We start from the raw sequence: 23,551 nt of genomic DNA, 5'->3' as shown, positions 1-23,551 counted from the left end.
CCCCCCCCACCGCCCACCGCCGCGCTCCGCGCCACGCCCCTATCGACTCGCCCCGCGCTCCGCGCGCTCCGCGCCGCGGTCGCTCGCCTGTGTCTCGCGCCCTGTGTCCCGTGCTCCGCGCTGCGGTCGCTCGCCTGTGTCTCGCGCCCTGTGTCCCGTGCTCCGCGCTGCGGTCGCTCGCCCGTGTCCCGCGCCCTGTGTCCCGTGCTCCGCGCGCTCCGCGCCGCGGCCGCTCGCCTGTGTCTCGTGCCCTGTGTCCCGTGCTCCGCGCGCTCCGCGCCGCGGTCGCTCGCCCGTGTCTCGTGCCCTGTGTCCCGTGCTCCGCGCTGCGGTCGCTCGCCTGTGTCTCGTGCCCTGTGTCCCGTGCTCCGCGCGCTCCGCGCCGCGGCCGCTCGCCCCGTGTCTCGTGCCCTGTGTCCCGTGCCCCGCGCGCCTCGCGCCTCGGCCGCTCGCCCGTGTCCCGCGCTCCGCCTACCGCCCTGCGGCGTCTCCCGCCGGTGCGCGTTCCGCCTACCGTTCCGCGCTCCGCACGGGCGGTTCGGGTGTCGGTGCGGTGGATGCGTTCGGGGCTCGTGGGAATCGTCCGGCGGGCGGGGGTGTTGGGCACGGGTACGGCCTTGGGGTCCATGGGCCGTCGGGACTGTTGGGAGTGGGGAGCGGGTTATGGGCATCGCGGGGCACGTCGTCAAGGCGGTTGCCGGGACGGGACATGTGACGGTGGCGATCGGCGGGCGGGTGGTGGCCGAGTCGCGGCGGCCTGTCCTGGTGCACGAGACCGGCATGCCTGTCCGCTATTACCTCCCGCCGGAGGATGTGGCCATGGACGCGCTGGAGCCGACCGACACGCGCACGCACTGCCCGTTCAAGGGCGACGCGTCGTACTGGTCGTACCGTGACGAGGCCGGGCACGTGACGAGCGATGTGGCCTGGGCGTACCAGGAGCCGTTGGCGGAGGTTGCGGCGATCAAGGGGCACCTGTGCTTCTACGGCGACAAGGCCGACATCACGGTCGACGGCCAGGCGCAGTAGTCCCGGCCCCTGAAACAGTGGCGGCATGAGACGTGTGATCGCCGCCGCGCTTTCGGCCGCCGGGCTCCTCGTGGCCTCGTCCACTCCGGTCGCCGCCGAGAGCGACGGCAAGGTCGCCACCATCTCGGACGCGCGCGTCACCGAGTCCAGCGGCCTCGCGGCGAGCCTCCGGCACCCGGGCGTCGTCTGGACGCACAACGACAGCGGCGGCAAGCCCCAGTTGTTCGCGATCGGCCCGAACGGCGCGGTCAAGGCGACGATCACGCTGGCCGGTGCCAAAGCCGAGGACTGGGAGGCGCTCGCCCTCGGCACCGACGAGAGCGGCCGACCCGCCCTGTACGTCGGGGACATCGGCGACAACAAGGCACAGCGCACCGATGCGGCCATCTACCGCGTACCCGAGCCCGAGGTCCTGCGGGACGCCGAACTGACGCCCGTGCGCTACCGCATCGCGTACCAGGACGGCCCGCGCGACGCCGAGGCGCTGTTGATCCACCCGTCCACCAACCGCGTCCTGGTCGTGAGCAAGTCCCTGATCGGCGCCGGGATCTACACCTCCGCCGGACCCCTGCGCGCGGACGCCGCGAACACCCTCACCCGTACGGCCAAGGCACCGGCCATGGTCACCGACGGCGCGTACTCGCCGGACGGTTCGCGGTTCATCCTGCGCTCATACCTGAGCTCCGACATGTACTCCGCGCCGGGCAGGCGCGTCGGCGGCGTCGACAGCCCGGTGCAGCCGCAGGGGGAGTCGGTCACGTTCCGGCCGGACGGTGCCGCGGTGCTGTTCGGCAGCGAGGGCGCCGACAGCGTCATCTGGCGCGTCGTGCTGCGCGGCGCCAACCTGCCGGACTCCGTCCGTGCGCCGGTCGCCGCGCCCCGGCCCCAACCCGCCGCACCGCCGCCACCTTCGCCTTCGCCCACAACGGCACCGGAGGTTCCCACCACCCCCGCCTCTCCGCCTCCCGCCACGTCGGAGCCGCCCGCGCCCCCATCCGCCGACGCCGCGGCCCCCGTTGCCGCGGACGTGTCCGACGGCGACACATGGTTCGACGCGGCCAACCCGTGGCTCTGGCTGTGCCTCGCCCTCGCGGGGCTGCTCGGCACCGGAGCCGTCCGCCTGCGCCGCGCGGCCCGGAACGGGTGAGCCGCCGGCGCGGCGGGAACGGTCCGCGCGCCGACGGCTCGACGCGGTCGTGCCCCGGTCGGCCCCCGTACCCCCGCCGTCCCACGAACCGCGGCCGTGGGACGGCGAGTTGCGGTCGGCACGCCCGGGGTCAGGCGCGGTGGACGCCCGGCATGCCGTCCTGCACCACGAGCGTCGCGCGCGTGCTGATCGGTGAGCCCGGGCGCGTCACGTAGTCGAGGACGCGGTAGTCGGTGCGCCACTGGTCGGGCGTCACGGTCACCGAGGCGTAGCCGCGCTGGGCGTTGAAGAACTTCATGTGCGGGTTGGCGTCCAGGAAGGCCTGGCCCGCGGTGCCCACGTCGTAGCCGTCGCCGCCGCTGGTGATCGACGTGCCGACGAACTCCGAGCCGACGACCGGTGATTGCGGGTCCGCGTAGTCCAGGTGCAGATCGGCCGCGTAGTTCTGGTGCCGGTCGCCGGTGATGACCACCAGGTTGCGCACGCCGCGGTCGCGGGCTGCGGCGAGGAGCCGGTTGCGCTCGGCGACGTAGCCGTCCCACGGGTCGTACCAGACGTCGGTGACCGCCGGGTCGGGGTTGCGGTCGGTCTGGATCATCGGGGCCTGGTTGCCGAGCACCTGCCATCGGGCGCGCGACGTGCGGAAGCCGTCCAGCAGCCAGTCGCGCTGCTTGCCGCCGAGCATCGTGCGGTTCGGGTCGAACCGGTCGCCGCAGGTGGTGCCGCCGCCGTCGCCGCAGGGCTGGTCGGAGCGGTACTGGCGGGTGTCGAGCATGGTGAAGTCCGCGAGGCGGCCGTACGGCAGGCGCCGGTGCAGGCGCACGCTCGGGCCCTTGGGGAGCTGCCCGGCACGCAGCGGCATGTTCTCGTACATCGCCTGGAACGCGTCGGTGCGGCGCTTGAGGAACCGCTCGGTGGTGTCGTTGCCCTGCTTGGGGTCGCGGTTCTCCGGGATGTCGGAGGCCCAGTTGTTGTCGACCTCGTGGTCGTCGATCGTCTGGATCCACGGGTGCCGGGCGTGGGCCTCCTGGAGCGGCGCCTCCGCCTTGTAGAGCGCGTATTGCAGGCGGTAGCGGGCCAGGTCGACGGTCTCGGTGTGGAAGCGGGGGTCGGTGACCACGCCGCGCTTGTTGGTGCCGACGCCGTACTCGTAGAGGTAGTCGCCGAGGTGCACGACGAGGTCGAGGTCTTCGTTCGCCAGATGGTCGTACGCCGTGTAGTAGCCGTCCTGCCAGGCCTGGCAGGACGCGAAGGCGAAGCGCAGGCGGCGCGGCATCGAGGACGGGTGGGGCGCGGTGCGGGTGCGGCCGACGCGGCTGATCTCGTTGCCGACGCGGAACCGGTAGAAGTACTCGCGCCCGGGCGCGAGACCCGACACCTCGGGGTGCACCGAGTGGCCGAGCTCGGGCGTGGCGACGACGCTGCCGCGCCGGGCCACCGCGCGGAACCGCGGGTCGTGGGCGACCTCGTACGCCACCCGCACCGGCCGGTCCGGCATGCCGCCGCGGCCGTCCGCCGCGAACGGGTCGGGCGCCAGCCGGGTCCAGAGCACGACGCCGTCGTGCGTCGGGTCGCCCGAGGCCACGCCGAGGGTGAAAGGGTGGCCCAGGCCCGCGGGCGCCGCGTAGGCGGCCGAGGCCGACCAGGCGCCGGTGCCGAGCATGACGGCTCCGGTGCCCGCTGCCGAGATTCCGAGGAAACCGCGACGGGAGAGTTGGGGTCGTGACATGGAACTCCGCCTCACTGTCCGGAAAACAGGGTTTCGCCGGTGATCACATCGACGCAAGGAGACGGACGGCTGGCGTCGGAGCGAACCCGCCCCGACGTCTGATCGAACTTCCGGGACGTGGGGCGAGAGGGGAATCGGATGATTTGCTGTGATTTGGGGGAGAGGGCGGGTAGCCCGGGTGCTGTCGCCGGGAACCGGTGAACGTTCCCGGTCGAGTCACCAGGTTCGGTCCGGCACGGCCTCCTCGCCCCCGACTCCGTCCGCGCCGGTGCCGGCCTCGATGAACACCCTCTGCGCGAAGAAGAAGCAAGGATGACCGGGGCCATCACGAGCAGTGTCGCGGCCATCGTCAGGTTCCAATTCGTATGCTGCGCGCCCTTGAACGACTCCAGCCCGTGCGACAACGCCCGCCACCTGCCCGGCTGGCACGCCCCCGGCGACGCGCGGCGGCGGGAATTGGTGCGCACGGGTTCGGGATCGGTCGAACCCGCGCGGGGGTTCGGCCGTACAGGAGGGCGGCACGAGCCGACCGGCCCGCTGGACTCGCCCAACAGGGGCCGGTGGCCGCCGTGTTGCGTGCGCGACACCGGAAGAAGCGAGATCGCACAGGGGGTTGCAGCATGTCGGCCACCGCGACGAGTGCTCGCGAGGGCGGCCCGACGTGCGCCGCGCGGGCCCGATCCGGGCCCCTACCACTGCTGCCACTGCGCCCGCGTACGAAGACGCCCGCAAGCGCCTGGACTTCGCCTCCTGTCCATTCCGACGCCCGCCTCCGTTCCGGACGGGACCGCGCTGCGGGCATACGCCCGCGCCCGCGTCGTACGGCACCACCGCACACCCGGCACTCGAACACCTCGCGACGGCCGCGATGAGCACGGAACTCCCGCTCGCCAAACGGAGTGCCCTGCACCGGCGCACGGCGCCGACCCACCGGTTCCACTCCGAGGTGCCGCAGCGCCACGACACGGCGGGGCGAGCGGACGGGCCGACCATGACCGGGAATTCCCCGGAAACCTCAAATCGCGCCCAGATGAAGCCGGTGCGCAACGTCGCGTCGCTACGTTTCGCGGTGATGTTCCGCCGAGGCGAGGGGACGTGGCGACGTGACACAACGAAGGAAGCATGCGCGCCGGCGCGATGCCGCCGCGATCGTGGAGTCGCTGTACAGGGAGTACCGGTCGCCGCTGCTGGCGTTCTGCCTCAATCTGACCGGTGGGGACCGGCATTGGGCCGAGGACGTGGCCCAGGAGACGATGGTCCGGGCCTGGCGTCGGGCGGACGAACTGGACCCCGCGGCGGTGTCGATGATGCCGTGGCTCGCGACGGTGGCCCGCCGGATAGTCATCGACGACCTGCGGGCCCGGAACGTGCGTCCCCAGGAAGTCGGCCAGGAGCCCTTGGAGTTCGTTCCCGGACGCGACCTCATCGAACCGATGCTGCGCCGCATCGTGGTCACCGACGCGGTACGGGGGCTGCCGCGGCCGCAGCGCGAGGCCGTCGTCGAGACGATGCTGCGGGACCGCAGCGTGGACGACGCCGCCCGGCACCTCGCCGTCCCGGTGGGCACCGTCAAGTCCCGCGTGCACTACGCCGTGCGGGCGTTGCGGGTGTCCCTGGCCGAGCCCATGGCGAGTTGAGGCGGTACGGGGGAGCGCCGCTGAATCGTGCAAACCAAGATCGCCCCCAATCGGGAACGGTCCCGCGACCCGACCCGGGGCTTCCGGGGGGGCGGCCTGCCGTGCTGGAGCCCGACGTTCGGGACCCGAGGAGGCGACGCGAGGTCCGGGGCGGCCTGTCGTGCCCGGTCTCGGCGTTCCCGATCGGGTGGGGCGGTGCGTCGGGCACGTCGACCGATGCCGCGGCCGGGAAGGCTCCCGCGGCGGGGCTGCGACACGCGGTGTGGGGCATCGCCGCGCCCGAGACCGATGCCGCGGCCCGAGACCGATGGCGCGGCCGGGAAGGCTCCTCCGGCGGGGCTGCCCCGTCCCGGAACCGACACCGCGACCTGGAAACCGCAGCATCTCCGACGAGGGGGCCAGCCAGGGCATGAGGAACACCGATCCTTTCGAGTTCTTCCAGGACCACCGGGACACGATCTTCCGGTGGTCGGCCATCGCGGGCATCGTCCTCGCGCTGTTCCTCGTCGTGCGGCTCCTCGCGATGCGGCTCGGCGGCTGGCGGGCGGCGTGGCGCCGCCTGTGCCGCGAAGTGGCGCTCACCGCCTACGCATTCGGCGCCCCGGTCCGGGGATGGCTGCGCCACCGGCGGGTGCTGCGGATCCTCGTCCGGCACCTCGCCCGGGCGGCCACCTGGCGCGACGCCGAACGCGCGCTCGTCGACGCGAGGTTCGCGGCCGCCCCCGCGCAGCCGTACGCGGTACGAGTCGCGGACGATGCGGTCACCGTGCACCTAGCGGGGCGGAACATCCCTGAGGCAACCGGCATTTGGGAAGCGGTCGCGGATGCACCGGGTGCGTGGACCGCGCCGCGCGGTGCGCTCCCCGGGGTCGTTCCGGACGCGGAGGGGACCCGGCCGATCGTGGTCGCTCTCGGCGAGGCAGACGGCGGCTGCGTGTTCCTGGACCTGGCGATCGGACCGCCGATGGTCGCCGTGGAGGGCGAAAAGCGGTCGCACAACGCGCTGTTCCAGGCCGTCGCGGCACAACTCGACGCACGGCTCCCGGCCCCGCAGGCCGTCGTGGCCGAGGGGGTGCACGCGGACTACGCGGGGGAGCCGCCGCGCGCGGCGTACCGCACCGCCCGGGCGACGCCGCCCCGACTGGGCGTCCCGGCGTTCCTGGTGACCGCCGCACTGCCGGATCCGCTGCCGCCGGAACTGGCCGAACCCCCGGACGGCGTCCCGGCGATCCGGATCCTCCTGAAGGGGCCCGGGCGCTCCTACGTACGAACTCTCCTGACCGACAAGCGGGGTCAGGTCGCGATACCCGGAACCCCGGTCGTCACCACCTGCCACGCGTTGGGCGCCGCCCTCGCCCGCGTGCTGCCGGACATCCCGCCCGTGTTGCCGCCGGCTCCCGCCGCCGACCCGGAGTCGGCGGCCGCCGAACTCTTCGAGGAGTCAACGGAAGCCGCCCGCGCCGTCGTTCCCGAACCGGTGGGAGTGGCCGCCCCGATTGCGGACCTGTTCGAGGAGACGTCCGCGGCAGCCTCGACAGCCGGGCCCCCGCTCCCACGCCACGCGGAACTCTTCGAGGAATACGGCGAGGCAGGCACCGCGGCAGTCGGGACGACGGCGCAGGACCCCACTCCGCGGCCAAGTCCCGCCCAATTGCCGGAGGCTGAGGCCGAGGAGCGGCGCCCCGCCACAACCACGGACAACCCTTGGCTGTCCATGGCTCCGCGTCGGCCGGGGCCGCCCCTGACCCCCGATGCTCCTCCGGCGCCGAACAGCGCCGAAGAGCAGCCGACACCCGAAGTGCCGTCGCCGGCGTCTGCCGCGGCCCCCGAACCCGAGCCGCACGCGGGCGAGTTGGAGCCCACTGCACCGCCACCCGGGCGGGCGACCCCCTCCGCCGCATTCCCACCCCCACCCGGGCGGGCGACACCCTCCACCGCGCTCCCACCGCCCACCGGCGACCCCGTCGACCTCGCCCCGCCCCCGCCCACCGGTCGCCCGTACGCCGACTACCCGCCACCCCACGCCGTGCCCGACGAAACCGCCGAGGACTCCTCACCGCCCGCGGTCTCCGCTGCCGACTTGGCGCGGGAGGCGTCGTCCGGGGCCGGTGGCGGCGGGCGGGGCGGGTCGTGAGCCGGGAGGTGCCTCCCGGCACAGCGGATACGTGTTCCCGTCCCTTCGAGCGACGAGTTGGACGCCCGTGAACCTCACCGTCACCACCGCCGACCCGCACGGCGTACGCGCCGACCACCTTCTCGACGTCCCCGAAGGCGCCACCGTCGCCGAACTCGCCGCCGTGCTCGGGTCCCCCGACCTCTACCTCGGCGACCGGCCGCTCAACCCCGACCAGCGCGTCGCCGCCAGCGGCATCCGCGCGGGGGCGGTGATCGGTCTCGGTGCCCCCGTGCCGGCCGCGTCCGCGCGGCGGGCCTGGGTGCCGCCCGCCGGGGACCCCGCCCTGGTCTCGGTGCGCCACGTCTCCGGGCCGCACGCCGGACGGGTCTGGCTGCTCGGACCCGGCCGCCACGAGGTCGGCACCGACCGCGCCTGCGCGCTGCGCCTCGAAGGCGGCGACGCGCCCGCCCAGGGCACCTGGATCACCGTCGGCGTGCACGGCGCGGTGACCGTACGCCTGCCCGAGGACGCCGACCCCGAGCGCTGCGGCCTGCGCAGCCTCACCCCGCCGCCCCCGGTCGACCCCGTCACCGGCACGCCGCTGACCCCGGAGGAGCCCGCCGGGCTCACCGACGGCGGCCCCGGGGGCCACAGCACCGAGCCGCCCCCGCCCGGGCCGGACGGCCGGCCGGTCGTCCCGCCGCCGCCCCCGGTCGGCCACCGCCCGCCGCCCGACGACGGCTCGCTCGACTGGCCCGCGTACGCGGACCTCTCCCTCGGCGACCACCTGCTGCGCGTCGGCCCGCCCGACGAACCCGCCGCCGCGGTCCGGCCGTCCGCCGACGGCTTCGGCGTCGAGTACAACCGCCCGCCGCGCATCGCCCCGCACCTCGACGCCGAGCCCATTCGGATGATGGGGCCGCCCACCGACAACACCCGGCGGCCGTTCCCGTTCCTGATGGTGATCTTCCCGATGCTCATGGGCCTGACCATGATGGCCCTGTTCCGCAGCCTGTTCTTCGTGGTGTTCCTGCTGTTCACCCCGATCATGGCGTTCGGCAACTGGATCTCGGGGCGCCGCTCCGGGCGTAAGCAGTACGAGGAGTCGCTGCGCGTCTACCGCATCCGGCGCGGCATGCTCGAACTGGAGATGCGCCGCGCCACCGTGGACGAACGCGGCCTGCGCAACGCGACGTTCCCCGACCCCGCCGCGCTCTCCCTCATCGCCGCGGGCCCCGGCCTCGGCCTGTGGCAGCGCCGCCGACGCGACTCGGACCACCTCACGATCCGGCTCGGCACGCTGACCCGGGCGTCCCTCAAACGCATCGACGACCAGGCCCGTGAGAACCACTACCGGCAGGTCAACTGGCGGCTCGCGGACGTCCCGTTCGGCATCGAACTCGCCGACTTCGGCCTCGTCGGGATCGCCGGCCCCGGCGGCATGCCGCGACGCGTGGCGCGCTGGGTGGTCGCCCAGGCCGCGGTCCTGCACAGCCCCCGCGACGTGCGGATCGTGATCATCACCGAGGACGAGCACGCCGGGGACTGGCAGTGGACGCGCTGGCTGCCGCACCTGCGCCCCGGTCGGCCGGACGCCGCGGTGGTCGCCCTCGGCACCGACCCGGAGAGCACCGCGCACCGGGTGAACGAGCTGATCGCCGACATCCAGGCGCGCACCGACGCGTCGGCGTCCGCGCTCGGCAAGACCCTCCAGCGGGAACCCGACGTCCTGGTCGTGCTGGACGGCGCCCGCCGCCTGCGCGACGTGCCCGGCGTCGTCGACATCCTCACCAACGGCCCCGCGGTCCGCGTGTTCAGCGTCTGCCTGGACGAACGCGAGCACCTGCTGCCCGAGGAGTGCAACGTCGTGGTCGTCGGGTCCGGCAACCGGCTCGACATCAAGGCCTCGCACGCGCCCGAGGTACGCGACGTACGAGCCGACCTGGTCGACCCCGACTGGTGCGAGGAGGTCGCCCGCGCGCTGGCACCCGTGCGCGACGTCACCGTCGAGGCCGACGCCGGGCTGCCCTCCGACGTGGCGCTGCTCCCGATCATCGGCCAGGAGCCCCCGGACGCCGACGCCCTCGTGCGGCAGTGGGCCCGCCGCCCGGCGTCCACCGCGTTCGTGCTCGGCAGCGGGTACGACGGGGTGCTCCGCCTCGACCTGGTGCGCGACGGCCCGCACGGCCTCATCGGCGGTACCACCGGATCCGGCAAGTCCGAGCTGCTCCAGACCGTGATCGCCTCGCTCGCCGCCGCCAACCGGCCCGACGAACTCACCTTCGTCCTGGTCGACTACAAGGGCGGCAGCGCGTTCCGCGAGTGCGCCGAACTCCCGCACACCCTCGGCATGATCACCGACCTGGACGGCCACCTCGTGAAGCGCGCGCTGGCCTCGCTGGACGCCGAACTGCGGCGCCGCGAGACCGTGTTGCAGGAGGTCGAGGTCAAGGACCACACCGAGTACCGCGCCAAGCGCGCCCGCGAGCCGCACCTGCCCGCGCTGCCCCGACTCATCCTGGTCATCGACGAGTTCGCCACCCTCGTACGCGAACAGCCGGACTTCGTCCCGGGGCTGATCAGCCTCGCACAGCGCGGCCGGTCGCTCGGGCTGCACCTGCTGCTGGCCACCCAGCGGCCCGGCGGCTCGGTCAGCAACGAGATCAAGGCCAACACCAACCTGCGCATCGCGCTGCGCGTCACCGACCGCTCGGAGAGCCAGGACATCATCAACAGCGTGGAGGCCGCCGGGATTTCGCCGAACAATCCGGGCCGCGCGCTGGTGCGCCGCGGCGAGTCGCCGCCGACGCCCTTCCAGACGGCGTACGTCGGCGCCGAACGCCCGGGGGCGGTGCCGGCCGCCGTCCCCGAAGACGCGGACGCCGCGCAGCCGGTCCGCGGCGTCGAAATCGAATGGCAGCGCCTCGGCCGCCCGTTCGACTTCGGGGACCACGAACTCGGCGACGTCGAACCGGCCGCGGGCGGGCACGCCTTCCCGGCCGAGGAGCCGCCCACCGACCTGCGCGCGCTCGTCGACGCCATCCGCGAGGCCGCCGACCAGCTGGTGGACTACCGGCCGCAGCCCAGCCCCTGGCTCCCGCCCATGGACGGCCGCCTGCGCCTGGACGACCTCCCGCCGATCCCGGACCCCGAGCCGGGCGCGCTGCCGATGGTGCCGTACGCCCTGCTGGACGTCCCGCAGTTGCAGAGCCGCCGCCTCGCGACCATCGACTTCACGACCTTCGGACACCTGTACGTCATCGGCGCGCCGCGGTCCGGGCGCACCCAGGTGCTGCGCACCGTCGCCGGTGCCGCCGCACTCACCATCCCGTGCTCCGACCTGCACATCTACGCCATCGACGGGGCGGGCGGCGGACTGGCCGTCCTGGACACGCTGCCGCACTGCGGCGCGGTGGTCTCACGCCACGACAGCGAGCGCATGGAGCGGCTGATCACCCGCCTGGCCCGCGAACTCACCGACCGGCAGCGGCTCATCGCACAGCACGACTGCGCCGACATCACCGAGCTGCGGGCCCGGCTGCCCAAGGACCGGCGCCCTGCCCACCTGCTGTTCCTGATGGACGGCTGGGACGCGCTCAGCGCCATGCTCGACGACTACGACGGCGGACGCCTGTTCAACCTCATCGTGCGGCTGCTCCGCGAGGGCCAGGGCGCCGGGATCCACGTGATCGCCACGTCCGAACGCCTGCTGCTGGGCGGCCGCCTCGCCGCGCACAACGACCGGAGGCTGCTGCTGAGGCAGGCGGACCCGTCCGACTTCACGATGATCGGGATACCGCGCAACAACGTCCCGACCAACGTGGCCCCGGGCCGGGGATGGCTCGCGCCGGGGGCCGTCGAGGCGCAGATCGCGCTGCTGCCGGCCGCGGAGTCCGGAGCGCCGGGCGGCGGCACGGGGAGCCGGGGCGCGGCGTCCGCGGCCGGGAACGGGGCGTCCGCGGCCGGGAACGGGACGCCCGCCGATTCGAGCGACCAGGCCGAGGCGTTGCGGGAGTTGGCCCGCCGCGCGACCATCCGGGACACCAACGTGCCGCCGGTGCGCCGCCCGTTCCGGGTCAACGAGATGCCGGCGCTGATCGGCTTCCAGGAGGTGCACGACCGCGTGCCCGCGCGGCAACGGCGCCCGCTGTGGGCGCTGTTGGGGGTGGGCGGCGACGCGGTCGAGCCGATCGGGCACGACTTCGCGCACGGCGGCGGCTCGTTCATGGTCGCCGGGCCGCCGCGCAGCGGGCGCAGCACGGCCCTGGCCGCGATGTCGGTCTCGCTGCTGATGAACGGGACCCGGCTCGTCGTCATGACGCCGCGCGACTCGCAACTGCGCAAGCTCGCGGCACACAACCTCGCCCAGGTACTCACCGACCCGGACCCGTCACCGGACGCGCTGGTCGAGGCGATGGCGGCGGCCGAGGGGCAGCCGTTGGTGATCGTGGTGGACGACGCCGACATGCTGCTGTCCGCCGCCGCGGACAAGGTGCTGAGGGAGGTCGCGGTCTCCGGCCGCGACCACGGCCGGAGCCTGCTCCTCGCGGGCCTGCCGGAGTCCATGAGCGCGCTCGGCTGGGTCGGGATGGCGCGGCGGTCGCGGCAGGGCGTCCTGCTGGGGCCGAAGAGCATCGCCGAGGGCGACCTGATCGGCGTCCGCCTGTCCGGCGACCAGATGCGCACCCAGCTCGCCCCGGGACGCGCCTGGACGGCCGGTGACGCGGGGGCGGCGATCGCGGTGCAGATCCCGCTGACGGTGCTGGACGGCTGAACCGGGGCCACGCGGATCCGCGATCCCCGAGCACACGACCCGCGGGCGTCCAACCCGCGCGTACACGACCCGCGGGCGTCCAACCCATGTGCCCACCACCCGCGCACACAACGATCCGCCGGGCCCGACACGGAAGGGCCCGGCGGATCACCTCGATCCACGGCAGCGGTCGGGCCAACGCGGCCTGCCTGTCCGGACGATGATCCGCAGCCCGCAGCCCGCAGCCCGCAGCCCGCAGCCCGCAGCCCGCAGCCCGCAGCCCGCAGCCCGCAGCCCGCAGCCCGCAGCCCGCAGCCCGCAGCCCGCAGCCCGCAGCCCGCAGCCCGCAGCCCGCAGCCCGCAGCCCGCAGCCCGCAGCCCGCAGCCCGCAGCCCGCAGCCCGCAGCCCGCAGCCCGCAGCCCGCAGCCCGCAGCCCGCAGCCCGCAGCCCGCAGCCCGCAGCCCGCAGCCCGCAGCCCGCAGCCCGCAGCCCGCAGCCCGCAGCCCGCAGCCCGCAGCCCGCAACCCGCAGCCCGCAGCCCGCAGCCCGCAGCCCGCAGCCCGCAGCCCGCAGCCCGCAGCCCGCAGCCCGCAGCCCGCAGCCCGCAGCCCGCAGCCCGCAGCCCGCAGCCCGCAGCCCGCAGCCCGCAGCCCGCAGCCCGCAGCCCGCAGCCCGCAGCCCGCAGCCCGCAGCCCGCAGCCCGCAGCCCGCAGCCCGCAGCCCGCAGCCCGCAGCCCGCAGCCCGCAGCCCGCAGCCCGCAGCCCGCAGCCCGCAGCCCGCAGCCCGCAGCCCGCAGCCCGCAGCCCGCAGCCCGCAGCCCGCAGCCCGCAGCCCGCAGCCCGCAGCCCGCAGCCCGCAGCCCGCAGCCCGCAGCCCGCAGCCCGCAGCCCGCAGCCCGCAGCCCGCAGCCCGCAGCCCGCAGCCCGCAGCCCGCAGCCCGCAGCCCGCAGCCCGCAGCCCGCAGCCCGCAGCCCGCAGCCCGCAGCCCGCAGCCCGCAGCCCGCAGCCCGCAGCCCGCAGCCCGCAGCCCGCAGCCCGCAGCCCGCAGCCCGCAGCCCGCTTACGCGTTCGGCTTGTTGCCCTCCGCGAACTCCGCCTTCATCTCCGCCACCGCGGCGTTGATCTCGTTCATGAGCTTGGTGTCCGAGTCGGCGAGCGACGTCGCGATCTGGTTGAAGTTGTCGGCGTAGGACTGGATGTTCGCGGCCGAGGTCTTCATCTGGCTGCTGAACGTGTTGTACGCCTCCTTCAGCGCCGGGCTCGCCTTCTCGAAGACCAGGCCCTCCTGGAGCAGGCTGCTGACCTTGTCCTCCAGGTCGGTCAGCTCGTTGGAGATGTCGCTCAGCTTGGTGCCCATGGTCTTGGCGGTGGTGGCGATTTCGTCGTAGTTGATGTTGACGTCGGCGGTGGCCATCGGAACCTCCAGCGGGGGAGCGGCTTGTCGGTGTCGCGCGTCGGACGGTCGTGGACTGCCGGTTCAGGAGGCGGAGTTGACCTTGTCGGCGATGTCCTTGTCCATGTCCTGGACGGACTGCATGATCTGGCGGAACTGCGTCGCGTAGCCCTTGATGCTCTCCGTCGCCGCGGTGAGCGCGGTGTTGAACTTCTCGTACTGCGCCATCAGCGCGGGACTCGCCTTGGTCAGTACCAGGTTCGTGGTGAGCAGGTTGTCGACCTCGGCCTTGGCCTCGTTCATGCGCGGCACGAGGGTGTCCTCGACGCTGGTGTCGAGGAGGTTGGACACCCGGGTGATCTCGGCGTACGTGAGCTTGATGTTGGCGGCCATGCGGTGGATTCCCTTCGCCTGGGAGTGCTATTCGTCCGGGTCCGGATAGGCCGGATCCGGTTCCCACTTGTCCGTCGGGCCCTTGCGGATGTAGTGCTCCGTCTTGTCCCCGCCCGTGACGACCATGGTTCCCGAGCCGTCCTGGGCGACCACGACCTCGGCGGTGCTCTTGGAGCCGTCGCCGTACGTCGTGACCACGGTGTAGTCGCGGACGTCGTAGCGATCACCACCGCCCGGCGGTTCGACCCACTCCGGTGCCCCCTTGTACGTCGTCGTGGTCTCGAACTTCTGGCCCTGGGGGTTGGTTATCGACGACGTCTCCTTGATGATGTTGTTGTTCTCGTCGAGTTCGACCGTCACGTCGATCGTCCCGTTGTCGTCCTTGTAGTTCCACGAAGTCGGCGGCTTCTCCGGCGGTTTCGGGGGCGCGTCGCCGGGATTGGGCGGCGCGGTGTCCTCGCCCTTGGCCCGCCACGCCTCGCACCACGCGGGCGCGTCGTCCGCGTGGCAGGTCCCGCGGATGCTCGCGTCGGGGTTGTCGCGGAAGTAGTCCGTCGCGCCGATGTCGGCCAGATAGGCGTCCCACTCCTCCTTGTCCTTCGCCCACTGGTCGTACGCGGCCTTCTGGTTCTTCCACTCGTCCAGCTTCAGGCCGGACGTCAGCAGCCCCGCCGAGCCGGAGATCTGCGAGTCGGCGTCGAACCACAGGTCCGACACCGCCTTGAACGTGTCGGCGAGTTCCGTCAGGCCCTCTTTCGCCTTCGAGGTCCGGGACTTCGAGTGGTGGTAGAAGAGGTTGAACGAGTACGACAGGCCGCTGCTGCCCAGGCACGCCTGCCGCTCGCTCGACACGGCCTCGCCGAGTTCCCTGAAGGCGTTGGACCCGGAGTCGTCGGCCTGCGCCGCCAGGCTTCTGAGCTTGCTCTGAATGGTGTACAGGTTGCTGTAGTCGATCGAGAAGTCGGGCATCCGGGGCCCTCCCTCGCGCGGTTGCGTCGGATTGAACCGGCCTTCACCCCCGTACGTACCGGAACCGTCCGGGGTTCAACTCACCTCGTCGCGAACGGGATTGAACCCACCGGACGAACCGCGCGTACAGGAAGCACTGTTGGCGGAGACGCGAGCGAGGGGACGGTCCGATGGCCCGACCGGCGGATTGGAGCGCGCTCGGCCTGTCGGGCGACCCCACCCCCGGCGATCCGGACCGCATCGACCGGGTGATCGCGGCCGAGTTGGAGTACATCGAACTCGCCAAGACCATCGACTCCGGCCTCACCGAGATCAAGAACACCGCCGACGGCGTCTTCGTCGGCAAGACCGCCGACGCGCTGCGCGGTGTCATCGACGGCAACCTGCGCAACTACATCTCCACGTACAAGACGGCGCACGAGGACGTGCGCGGCGCGCTGATCGTGTACGTCGCGGCCATGCGCGAGCAGCAGCGCATCGCGGACGCCGCGCTGACCGCCGCGAACGGCCTTGCCGAGGATGACGAATCGGGCCGCGAGACGCAGAAGACCGTCGCCGAGAACGCCAGGGAGACGCTGGAGGACGCCGCGGGCGTCCTGGAAGGCGTGCTGGACAGCGCCGCCGAGTCCATCGCCTCGCCGGTCGACGAGTGCGAGGAGTTCTGGAAGGCGCTCACCTGGATAGCCATCATCCTGATCGTCCCGGCGATCATCTTCGGCGGACCGATGGCCTTGCTCGCCATCGGCCTCAACGTCGCGCTGCTCATCAAGACCGCGATCGACTTCGCGCACGGCAAGGCCGGCGTCACCGAGCTGGTCCTCGCGGTTCTGGGGGTGATCGCCCCCACCACCAAGGGACTTCACCTCGGCAACCTGTGGAACGTCATCAAGGGTTTGGGCAGCAGGGGCCTCATCGGCACCAAGAACTTCTTTCTGGGCGGGGCGAATTCGTTCGGCCTGTTCGCGCGGACCGGGCTCGGCATCGACAGCGCGTTCGCCGCCGCGGGCTCCTGGATCCGGGGCGGCATCCAAGGGCTCAAGCTCGGCCCGGTCTTCACCAACGTGCCGGAACTCGCTCGCTTCGGCGGTTCGTTCAACGGCATCCGGTTCTTCCCGCTGGCCACCGAACTGACCGTGATCAACCTGGCCGGCGCGAGGACGTTCTTCGGGCTGCGCAGCATCATGACCACGATCAACAGCTTCAAGTCGCTGGGCAGCACGATCGCCCACGGACTGAGCGGCGCCAAGGGCCTGCGGCTGTTCCTGCCGGTCGCCGCCGACGAGATGGGCACGGGGCTCGGCCTCGCCTTCCGGATCGGCTTCATCGACCGCGGCATCTTCGGCATGTACCGGTACGGCGCCTTCATGAACGGCCATTTCCTGGGGGCCGGTTCGAAGATCTCGGGCGGAGTCGGGGGCGGCATCGGCGCGTTCGGGCCGGGCGGCCAACTGGTCCCGCTCGGGCACGTGAACGTCGGCGGTATGGGTGCCAACGGCATCGGGGCGTTCGACACGCGCTTCGACATCCCGCCGATCAACACGCGGTTCACCAGCGGCTTCGACAACTTCGGCAAGGTGACCGTCCCCAACGGCCTGGGCTCGTTCGGCGGGAACTTCAACGCCGGGAACTTCCCGCCGCTCGGCACCTTCCTCGACAACTCCGGTAATCTCGGCGCGCTGGTTCCGTTCGGCGGCCTCGGCGCCAAGTTCGCGGACATCCCCGCGCTGGGCCTCAACAACCTCGGACTGACCAACTTCGCCGGGAACCTGGGCGTCCCGCCGAGCGTCAACGGCCTCGGCGCCGCGGGGCTGAACCCGGTACCGTCCGCGCTCGGCCACATCAGCATCACCAACCTCGACACCGTCGCCAACGGCGCGGCGAAGATCGATCTGGGCATGCCGACGTCCACCCACCTCGTCAACGACCTCCCGACCCCCGGCGCCCTGGCCGCCCCCGCCGACGGCCAGGGCCTCAACGGCGCCGCGATGCCGCAACCCGGCCACCCGGCCGCACCGCAACTCGGCCAGACAGCGCTGCCGCACGCGGCGATGCCGGACGCGCACGCCACCCCGGCGGCGGACCTCAACGGCTCGCCCACCCCGTCCGTCGGCCACCCCGCCGGGAGCAGCCTCCAGACCCCCGGGCTCGGCAACATCCAGCTCCCGAACGCCGACGCCCAACTCGTCGACGTCCCCCCGCTTTCCGCGCACAACCTCGGCTCCCCGGCCACGCTCGGGCTCGGCGACAACGCCGTCGTCAACGCGCACGGGCTCGGCGGCGGCGCCGTCGTCAACGTGCACGGGATCGGCGGCGGCGCGCAGTTCGTCCCCGCCAACGCCGGAGCCCGCAACAACGTCAACGTTTTCGCGCTGACACATGTCGAGTACGACTTCGCGCACACCTTCGACCGGATCCCCGGCCTTGCGGGCGTCGAGGTCCGCGTCACGCCCGGCACGCAGTCCGGCCGGGCCGTGGACATCGACATCCAGCCGGTCAACGTCCGCGACGACGTCAGCGCCGCGCACCTCACCGTCGGGGACCAGAACATCCTGCGCATCGAACGCGAGCTGGGCGACGGCCTCGTGCAGCGCTGGGACTACGAGCTGAACGCGCGTAACGACCACCAACTGCTGAACGAGCAGGTCTTCGACGCGGATGCGCCCGGCCAGGTGCCCGGCCCGCACGGCGGGTCCGCGCTGCCGCACGTCCCGCACACCGGGATCGACCCCGTCCCGAGCCGCTACGCCGAGCTGTACGAGATGACCACGCCCGCCCCGGGCGGCACCGACCTCACCGTCGCGATGATGAGCGGCACCCACCTCGCCGGCGGCACCGCCGCCCCGGTCCGCCACCTCATCGACCTGCCGCACCTGCCCGGCGGCCGCATCGAGGTCCAGATGGACGGGCACGGCGGCGTCACCGGCATCCAGCCGCGCGGCACCGGCGGCGGCGCGGTGCCGAACGTCACCACGACCCACGCGGCCAACCCGGCCGGCGGCACCACCGTCCGGGTCGACGAGATCGTGGTGCCCAACGTCGAGACCCGCCGCTGGACCGTCGACATCGACGGGAGCGGCGGCACCGTAGTCCGCACCGAGCGGATCTTCACCCTGCACGGCGGCCCGCACGACAACTCCGTCGTCAACGTCACCGTCGACGGGCACGGGGCGGCCACCTGGGTCACGCACACCAGCGGCGGCACCCCCGTACCGCAACCGGGCGGCCGCGCAACGGAGTTCAATGCCGCGGGCATCGTCGTACCGCAACCGGGCGGCTTCCGCGTCCACGACCCGGCGACCGGGGCGCCGTCCGGCACCGGGCTGCAACTGGTCGCCGGGAACGGCACGCCGCTGAACCTGCACGTTCTCACCCCCGACCACGGCGGCGGCGCCACCCTCGTCGGCGCCGACGGCACCGGGAGCCTGGGCACCGTCACCACGCCCGCACACACCAACGGCCAGTTCCACGTCCTCCCGAACGGCACCGGCCCGACCGTCCGCGTCTTCGACTCCACTGGGCACTTCTCGCACGAGTCGCTGCCGCTCGCCAACCTCGACGGCCTGCACGTGCCCGGCGGGCACATCCGCAACCCGCACGGTGCCAACCCGCAGCTTGCGGGCCCGGACGGGCAGCCGGTGCCGCACACGGCGGTAGCCACGCAGATCAACCACGAGTTCCGGATCACGTACGCGGGCGGGCAGTTCCACGTCGACGCGGCCGGCAACCGCGCCCACGACGTCGTGCCGCTCACCGGGGCAGGTCCCGCGGCGGGCCAGTACGTCTTCACCCCGGCGGCGGGCGGCAGCCCGCTCCCGGTCCCGCGCGACGCGAACGGCAACCCGTCCGGCACCGTCACCGTCGCGCACGTCGACAACACGTTCCACGTCAACACGGGGCAGGCCGACAACACCCTGTCGGTGCACACCCCGGGCGGCGCGTTCTCGCACAGCGCCATCCGGCTGATCGGCGGAGGGGCGCCCGGTGGGTTCATCCGGCTGCCGGACGCCGCCGGGGGCAACGTCCCGCAGCTCACCCGCGGCAACGGCACCGCGATCGCGAACACCACGGTCACCCCGCAGCAGGCGGGCGGCCACCTCGTCCAGCACCGGCACGGAGCCATCGCCGTCGACGCGGGCGGCACGCACACCCACAACGTCGTCCAGGCCATCGGCCTCAACAACACCCCGCTCGGGCAGTTCGTGCACACGCCCGTCGGCACGCACGCGCCGGTCGCGAACCCCGCGAACGTCCGCGGCGTGCCCGACGCCACCGTCACCGTCACCCGCGCCGGCGGCGAACTGCGGCTCACCGGCGCCGGCGGGTCCTTCACCGCGCACGGGACCGACGGCGCCCACCGGTTCACCGCCATCCGAGTGCAGGCCGGACCGATCGGCGGGAACTTCGTCCGGGTCGACGCCGCCGGAACGCGGCTCGTCAACCCGCACCTGCGGCCCATCAGCGGGGACGTCGCGGCGCAGACCGGGCTGCCCGGCGGCGGCTTCCGCATCGATCGCGGCGCGGGCGGGCACCTCGTCGTCGACCCGCGGGGCGTGGCCCGGTTCGACGTCGTCGGCCTGCGCAACGCCGACGGCACCGCCGCGAACCAGTTCGTATTCACCCCGTCCGCGCATGCGCCGGGCGCGATCGGCGGCCCCGCCGCCGCGCCACTCCCGGCCCTGCACGGGCCCAACGGCACCACACTGGGCGGCTTCACCGTCGGCACCCGGCCGGACGGCAGCCTCCAGATCACCGACGCGTCCACCATCCGCGTGCACGACCCCGCGGGGGCGTTCGACTTCCGGGCCACCCGCCTGACCACGCCCAACGGCACGCACCTGGGCGAGAACATCCGGGTGCTGCCCAGCGGCACGGCGCACCTCGTCGACGGCAACTTCGTGCAGATCCCCGGCAGCGTCGTCCGGCCGCGCACCGGCGGCGGCCACCACATCGACGCCAACGGCGGCTTCCGGCTCTTCGACGCCAACGGCCGACTGGACTTCACCGCGACCCCGGGTCAGATCGCGCACGGCGGTCGGAACATCAACGTCCTGCACATCGCCGACGGCACCGGGACCCACCGGTTCGACGCGCTGCGGCCGTCCGACGGGCAGATCACCAACCCCGCGCAGGCCCAGCTCGTGGACATCACCGCCGGCGGCCTCCGCCTCCTCGACGGCGACCTGACCGTGCTGCCGAACACGGTGACCGCTCGGCCCGGCGGCGCCGGGTACCAGGTGAACGGCGTCGGCGGCCAGGCCGGGGAGTTCCGCCGCTTCGACCCGGCCGGACAGTTGGAGTTCCAGCGCATCAACATGGTCCGCGGCGACGGACGGCCGCTCACCACACGCCACTTCGAGGTCACCTACGCCGGCGACACCGGCACCTGGGCGACGGTCAAGCTCAACGTCACGGGCCACGTCATCCCCACCCCGGGGGCGCCCAAGTGGTTCGAGGGCGGCACCGTCGACACAGCGGGCGCGGGCGCGGGCCGCGTCCACCTGGTCAGTCACACCGGCACCACGGTCTTCGAGCGCCGCTTCCTGCCAGGGCCCGGCGGCGGCGTCCTGGACGCACACCACTCCACCGCGTCCCTGGGCGAGTTCAGCCACTTCAACCAGCGCGGCCCGTGGGCCGAATTCGACGCCAACGGCAACCTGGTCGCGCACGGCACCCGGCACTGGGGCGAGAGCACGCGCAGCTACCACGACGTGCGGAGCGTCCTCGGCGTCAACGTCCGGGTACGGCACTTCCAGGCGAGCGGCGACGGCGGGCACGTCCTCGCGACCATGAACAACACCCCGGCCACGCAGTCCATCGCATCCGGGCCTTGGGTGCGCTTCGACGCCGACTTCCAGCCCGTCGCCACCGGCACACGCCACTGGGGGCCGGGCCGCGGCTTCACCGACACCATGCCGCATCCGATCACCAACGAGACCGTGAAGGTCCAGGAGAAGTTCGGGCGGTTCCAGTTCGGCCTGCACGACGTGCGCCGCTTCCACCAGGTCGAGATGGGCGCGGACGGCGTCCCCAAGCGCGACTACCTCTCCCGCCACCCGGACGGCAACCCCAACGGCTACGGCAAGACCCTCCAGAACGGCGACTTCCTGGAGTACAAGCGCTTCGCCGAGCAGCGGCCCCCGGTCTGGTTCCGCGAGATGTTCAACAGCACGCTGCGCAACACCGACCTCAACGCGAACGCATGGCTGCGCGACAGCCGCATGCGCGTGGGCAGTTGGAGCCAGGAGCCGGCCGGGGGCGGGCCGCGTACCGTCGGCGCGCACTTCATCGCCAACAACAAGGCGACCTTCGAGGTGGCGTCCACCGGCGACATCGTGCGCGAGACGCGGACCCTGCTGAACGGCAGCACGCTCACCGTCGGCGACGTCCGGCTGCCCGTCAGCACCACCACCGGCAACCAGGTCGCCCACCGGAACAACTACCTCCCGTGGAACGAGGGCGCCGGCAACCTGAGCGGGCACCGCACCTACGTGGCCGGCGACTTCGTCAACACCCCGGGCACGGGCACGAAGACGATCGCCTGGCAGGACCGCTACACCACCAACCTCGGCGACGGCGACTGGTACACCCCCAACGCGGCCAAGAACTGGCACGTCATCCGCACCGGCTTCACCGACGGCACGTACATCGACTACCGCCCCCAGCCGCTCGTACGCCCCGACGGCGCCGCGGGCAACGCCGGACAGGTGTTCCGCGGCAGCGTCAACTCCACCAACAGCGACTGGACGATGTACGACCCGCACGGCGTCGTCGTCGCCCGCTCCGACACCTTCCCCGACCCGAACGCCACCGGAGCGGGCAACGCCACGATCACCGTCGTCGGGACCATGGGCGCCGACACCCGGCACTTCCAGTGGCAGTCCGGCGGCGCCACCGGCGTGCGCGTCACCTCGTTCGAGAAGCAGATCAGCCCCTGGCAGTTCGACCGCGAGTCGTTCCAGGACTTCGACGGGGCCGGGCGCCTCATCCGCGACCACCGGCAGCTCGGCGAGGGCATGTCGGTCGACGCCTGGCGGGCCGGTGTGGATGCGCACGGCAACGAGGTGTGGCGCTGGAACAAGTACGACGCGCACGGCAACATGCTCGACTTCGGCGGCGGCGTCAACAACCGGGTGCGGCACTGGTTCGACGCCCAGGGCAACCAGCTCACCCGCTGGCAGGAAGGGGCCCGCTGGTCCGACCGGTTGCCGGCCATGGGCAACCGGGTCGTCCAGGAGATCCCGGCGCCGAAGCCGCCCGCGAGGTCGATCCGGGCGTACTTCTCCGACGTGCCCTTCCGGGTCCGCGACTACAGCCCCACGATCAACACGCACACGCCGTTCAACGGCAACATCTGGCAGGAGTCCGACCAGGGCATCATCACCCGCAAGAAGGTGCGGCTCGGGGACGGCACCTACCTGGAGACCGAGGCGTTCAACAAGCACGCGCGCCGCTACGACGTCAACGGCATCACCCCGGTCAACGACCGCAGCATCAGCGGCTACATCTCCGAGTACAACTTCAACGGCGGCACCTCGCACATCGGCCGCGAGACCCACTTCACCGGCATCCTCAACGAATACCGCGGCAACAACCGGGTGTTCCGCGAGGTCAACCGCTGGGAGTTCGGCCCGTCGATGCAGGGCGAGGCGGTGGACACCCCGTTCGCCCTGAAGGCGATCGAGTCCATCGGCATCGACATGACGCACGAATTCCTGCTCGACTTCACGATGAACCTCGTCGTGCTGACGATGGTCCGCATCCTGGGCGGACGCCTGCCGGACACCATGGACGTCGCCCGCGCCGCGTTCGGCGCCGCGATGAGCTCGATCGGCAAGGGCGCCGTCGCCGGGGCGCACATGGCGGCGCACCGCGGCGGCTGGAAGGTCCACTGGTCCAACATCGACTACGGCCAGCCGGGGAGCTGGCGCCCCAACGACGACAGTTGGAACACCGAGTGGGGCGCGATCGAGCGCCCGACCCGCTGGCGCGGCGGCCTGTACGAATACTCGCTCGGCCTCGGCACGGGCGCCCTCACCAGCTTCGTCAGCGGCGCCTCGCAGGCCGCGCTCTTCGGCGCCCGCACAGCCGACGGCGCGCTCGTCACCTACACCGGCGGCGGCGCCGCGATGGCCGGCCTCACCTCCGCCATCACCGGATTCCTGGACGGGATCTCGGTCGGCGCGCTCCGCACCCTGGTCCAGCACTCCGTCGGCAGCCGCTGGATCCACCGCCAAGGGCCCGGGGACATCTTCGGCATGGGCGCCATCGGCAAGTTCGGCGAGAAGACGTTCGCACTCCTGGTCCTCCAGCCCGCGGTGGTCAAGTGGCTCGGCCTCAACCGCGACACGTTCATCATCCCCGTCCCCGGCACAGGAGGATGACG

The 23,551-nt window shown here is 72.9% G+C and carries 10 protein-coding genes and 1 pseudogene; 6 read left to right on the top strand and 5 right to left on the bottom strand.

All coding sequences use genetic code 11. The annotated features are described in order from the left end of the window. Nucleotides 1-663: 663 nt before the first annotated feature. Nucleotides 664-1,029: a DUF427 domain-containing protein gene (locus ACRX5S_RS24965; protein ID WP_436775318.1), complete on the top strand. Its 366-nt coding sequence runs from the start codon at nt 664-666 to the stop codon at nt 1,027-1,029. A gap of 25 nt (nt 1,030-1,054) precedes the next feature. Beyond that, on the top strand, nt 1,055-2,176 hold the full coding sequence (locus ACRX5S_RS24960; RefSeq protein WP_436775317.1) for a hypothetical protein: 1,122 nt from the start codon (nt 1,055-1,057) through the stop codon (nt 2,174-2,176). 130 nt (nt 2,177-2,306) lie between these two features. Here ACRX5S_RS24960 and ACRX5S_RS24955 read toward each other — a convergent pair whose 3' ends face one another. Together ACRX5S_RS24955 and ACRX5S_RS24950 are read right to left on the bottom strand one after the other, a co-directional pair. Continuing rightward, the gene (locus tag ACRX5S_RS24955) at nt 2,307-3,905 is read right to left on the bottom strand and encodes an alkaline phosphatase D family protein (protein WP_436775316.1); all 1,599 of its coding nucleotides are present in this window, start codon (nt 3,903-3,905) and stop codon (nt 2,307-2,309) included. Nucleotides 3,906-4,121: 216 nt separating this feature from the next. Continuing rightward, nucleotides 4,122-4,327: pseudogene (locus ACRX5S_RS24950) on the bottom strand (hypothetical protein); the annotation flags it as partial. Nucleotides 4,328-5,008: 681 nt separating this feature from the next. On the opposite strand from ACRX5S_RS24950, the gene ACRX5S_RS24945 reads away from it, so the two are divergent. From ACRX5S_RS24945 to ACRX5S_RS24935, 3 genes are all read left to right on the top strand, one after another. Continuing rightward, nucleotides 5,009-5,542, top strand: coding sequence for a sigma-70 family RNA polymerase sigma factor (locus ACRX5S_RS24945; RefSeq protein WP_436775315.1), 534 nt, complete (start codon nt 5,009-5,011; stop codon nt 5,540-5,542). Nucleotides 5,543-5,951: 409 nt separating this feature from the next. Then, entirely contained in the window at nt 5,952-7,676 is a 1,725-nt protein-coding gene (locus ACRX5S_RS24940; RefSeq protein WP_436775314.1) for a hypothetical protein, read from the top strand. Between the two features lie 67 nt (nt 7,677-7,743). Continuing rightward, a complete protein-coding gene (locus tag ACRX5S_RS24935) occupies nt 7,744-12,432 on the top strand; it encodes an FtsK/SpoIIIE domain-containing protein (RefSeq protein ID WP_436775313.1) in 4,689 nt (1,562 codons plus the stop codon). Between the two features lie 1,041 nt (nt 12,433-13,473). Here the strand turns inward: ACRX5S_RS24935 and ACRX5S_RS24930 are convergent. The 3 genes from ACRX5S_RS24930 to ACRX5S_RS24920 all read right to left on the bottom strand — a co-directional run bounded on the left by ACRX5S_RS24930 (nt 13,474) and on the right by ACRX5S_RS24920 (nt 15,168). Continuing rightward, entirely contained in the window at nt 13,474-13,827 is a 354-nt protein-coding gene (locus ACRX5S_RS24930; protein WP_436775312.1) for a WXG100 family type VII secretion target, read from the bottom strand. Between the two features lie 63 nt (nt 13,828-13,890). Beyond that, complete coding sequence (locus ACRX5S_RS24925) at nt 13,891-14,199, bottom strand: hypothetical protein (protein ID WP_436775311.1); 309 nt, start codon at nt 14,197-14,199, stop codon at nt 13,891-13,893. A 27-nt stretch (nt 14,200-14,226) separates the two neighbouring features. Continuing rightward, the gene (locus tag ACRX5S_RS24920) at nt 14,227-15,168 is read right to left on the bottom strand and encodes a serine/arginine repetitive matrix protein 2 (RefSeq protein WP_436775310.1); all 942 of its coding nucleotides are present in this window, start codon (nt 15,166-15,168) and stop codon (nt 14,227-14,229) included. A gap of 170 nt (nt 15,169-15,338) precedes the next feature. Here ACRX5S_RS24920 and ACRX5S_RS24915 point away from each other — a divergent pair, with 170 nt between their 5' ends. Beyond that, complete coding sequence (locus ACRX5S_RS24915; RefSeq protein WP_436775309.1) at nt 15,339-23,549, top strand: hypothetical protein; 8,211 nt, start codon at nt 15,339-15,341, stop codon at nt 23,547-23,549. Nucleotides 23,550-23,551 lie beyond the last annotated feature (2 nt).

The organism is Yinghuangia sp. YIM S09857 (genome assembly GCF_051388915.1).
Taxonomy (GTDB): Bacteria; Actinomycetota; Actinomycetes; order Streptomycetales; family Streptomycetaceae; genus Yinghuangia.
The sequence above is the reverse complement of the archived record's forward strand: the minus strand, read 5'-3'. Positions and strand labels throughout refer to the sequence as shown.

Bases quoted from the DNA above. Each gene is read 5' to 3' on its own strand.
- ACRX5S_RS24920 (WP_436775310.1), bottom strand. From the start codon at position 15,168: ATGCCCGACTTCTCGATCGACTACAGCAACCTGTACACCATTCAGAGC.
- ACRX5S_RS24955 (WP_436775316.1), bottom strand. From the start codon at position 3,905: ATGTCACGACCCCAACTCTCCCGTCGCGGTTTCCTCGGAATCTCGGCA.
- ACRX5S_RS24940 (WP_436775314.1), top strand. From the start codon at position 5,952: ATGAGGAACACCGATCCTTTCGAGTTCTTCCAGGACCACCGGGACACG.
- ACRX5S_RS24965 (WP_436775318.1), top strand. From the start codon at position 664: ATGGGCATCGCGGGGCACGTCGTCAAGGCGGTTGCCGGGACGGGACAT.
- ACRX5S_RS24960 (WP_436775317.1), top strand. From the start codon at position 1,055: ATGAGACGTGTGATCGCCGCCGCGCTTTCGGCCGCCGGGCTCCTCGTG.
- ACRX5S_RS24925 (WP_436775311.1), bottom strand. From the start codon at position 14,199: ATGGCCGCCAACATCAAGCTCACGTACGCCGAGATCACCCGGGTGTCC.
- ACRX5S_RS24930 (WP_436775312.1), bottom strand. From the start codon at position 13,827: ATGGCCACCGCCGACGTCAACATCAACTACGACGAAATCGCCACCACC.
- ACRX5S_RS24915 (WP_436775309.1), top strand. From the start codon at position 15,339: ATGGCCCGACCGGCGGATTGGAGCGCGCTCGGCCTGTCGGGCGACCCC.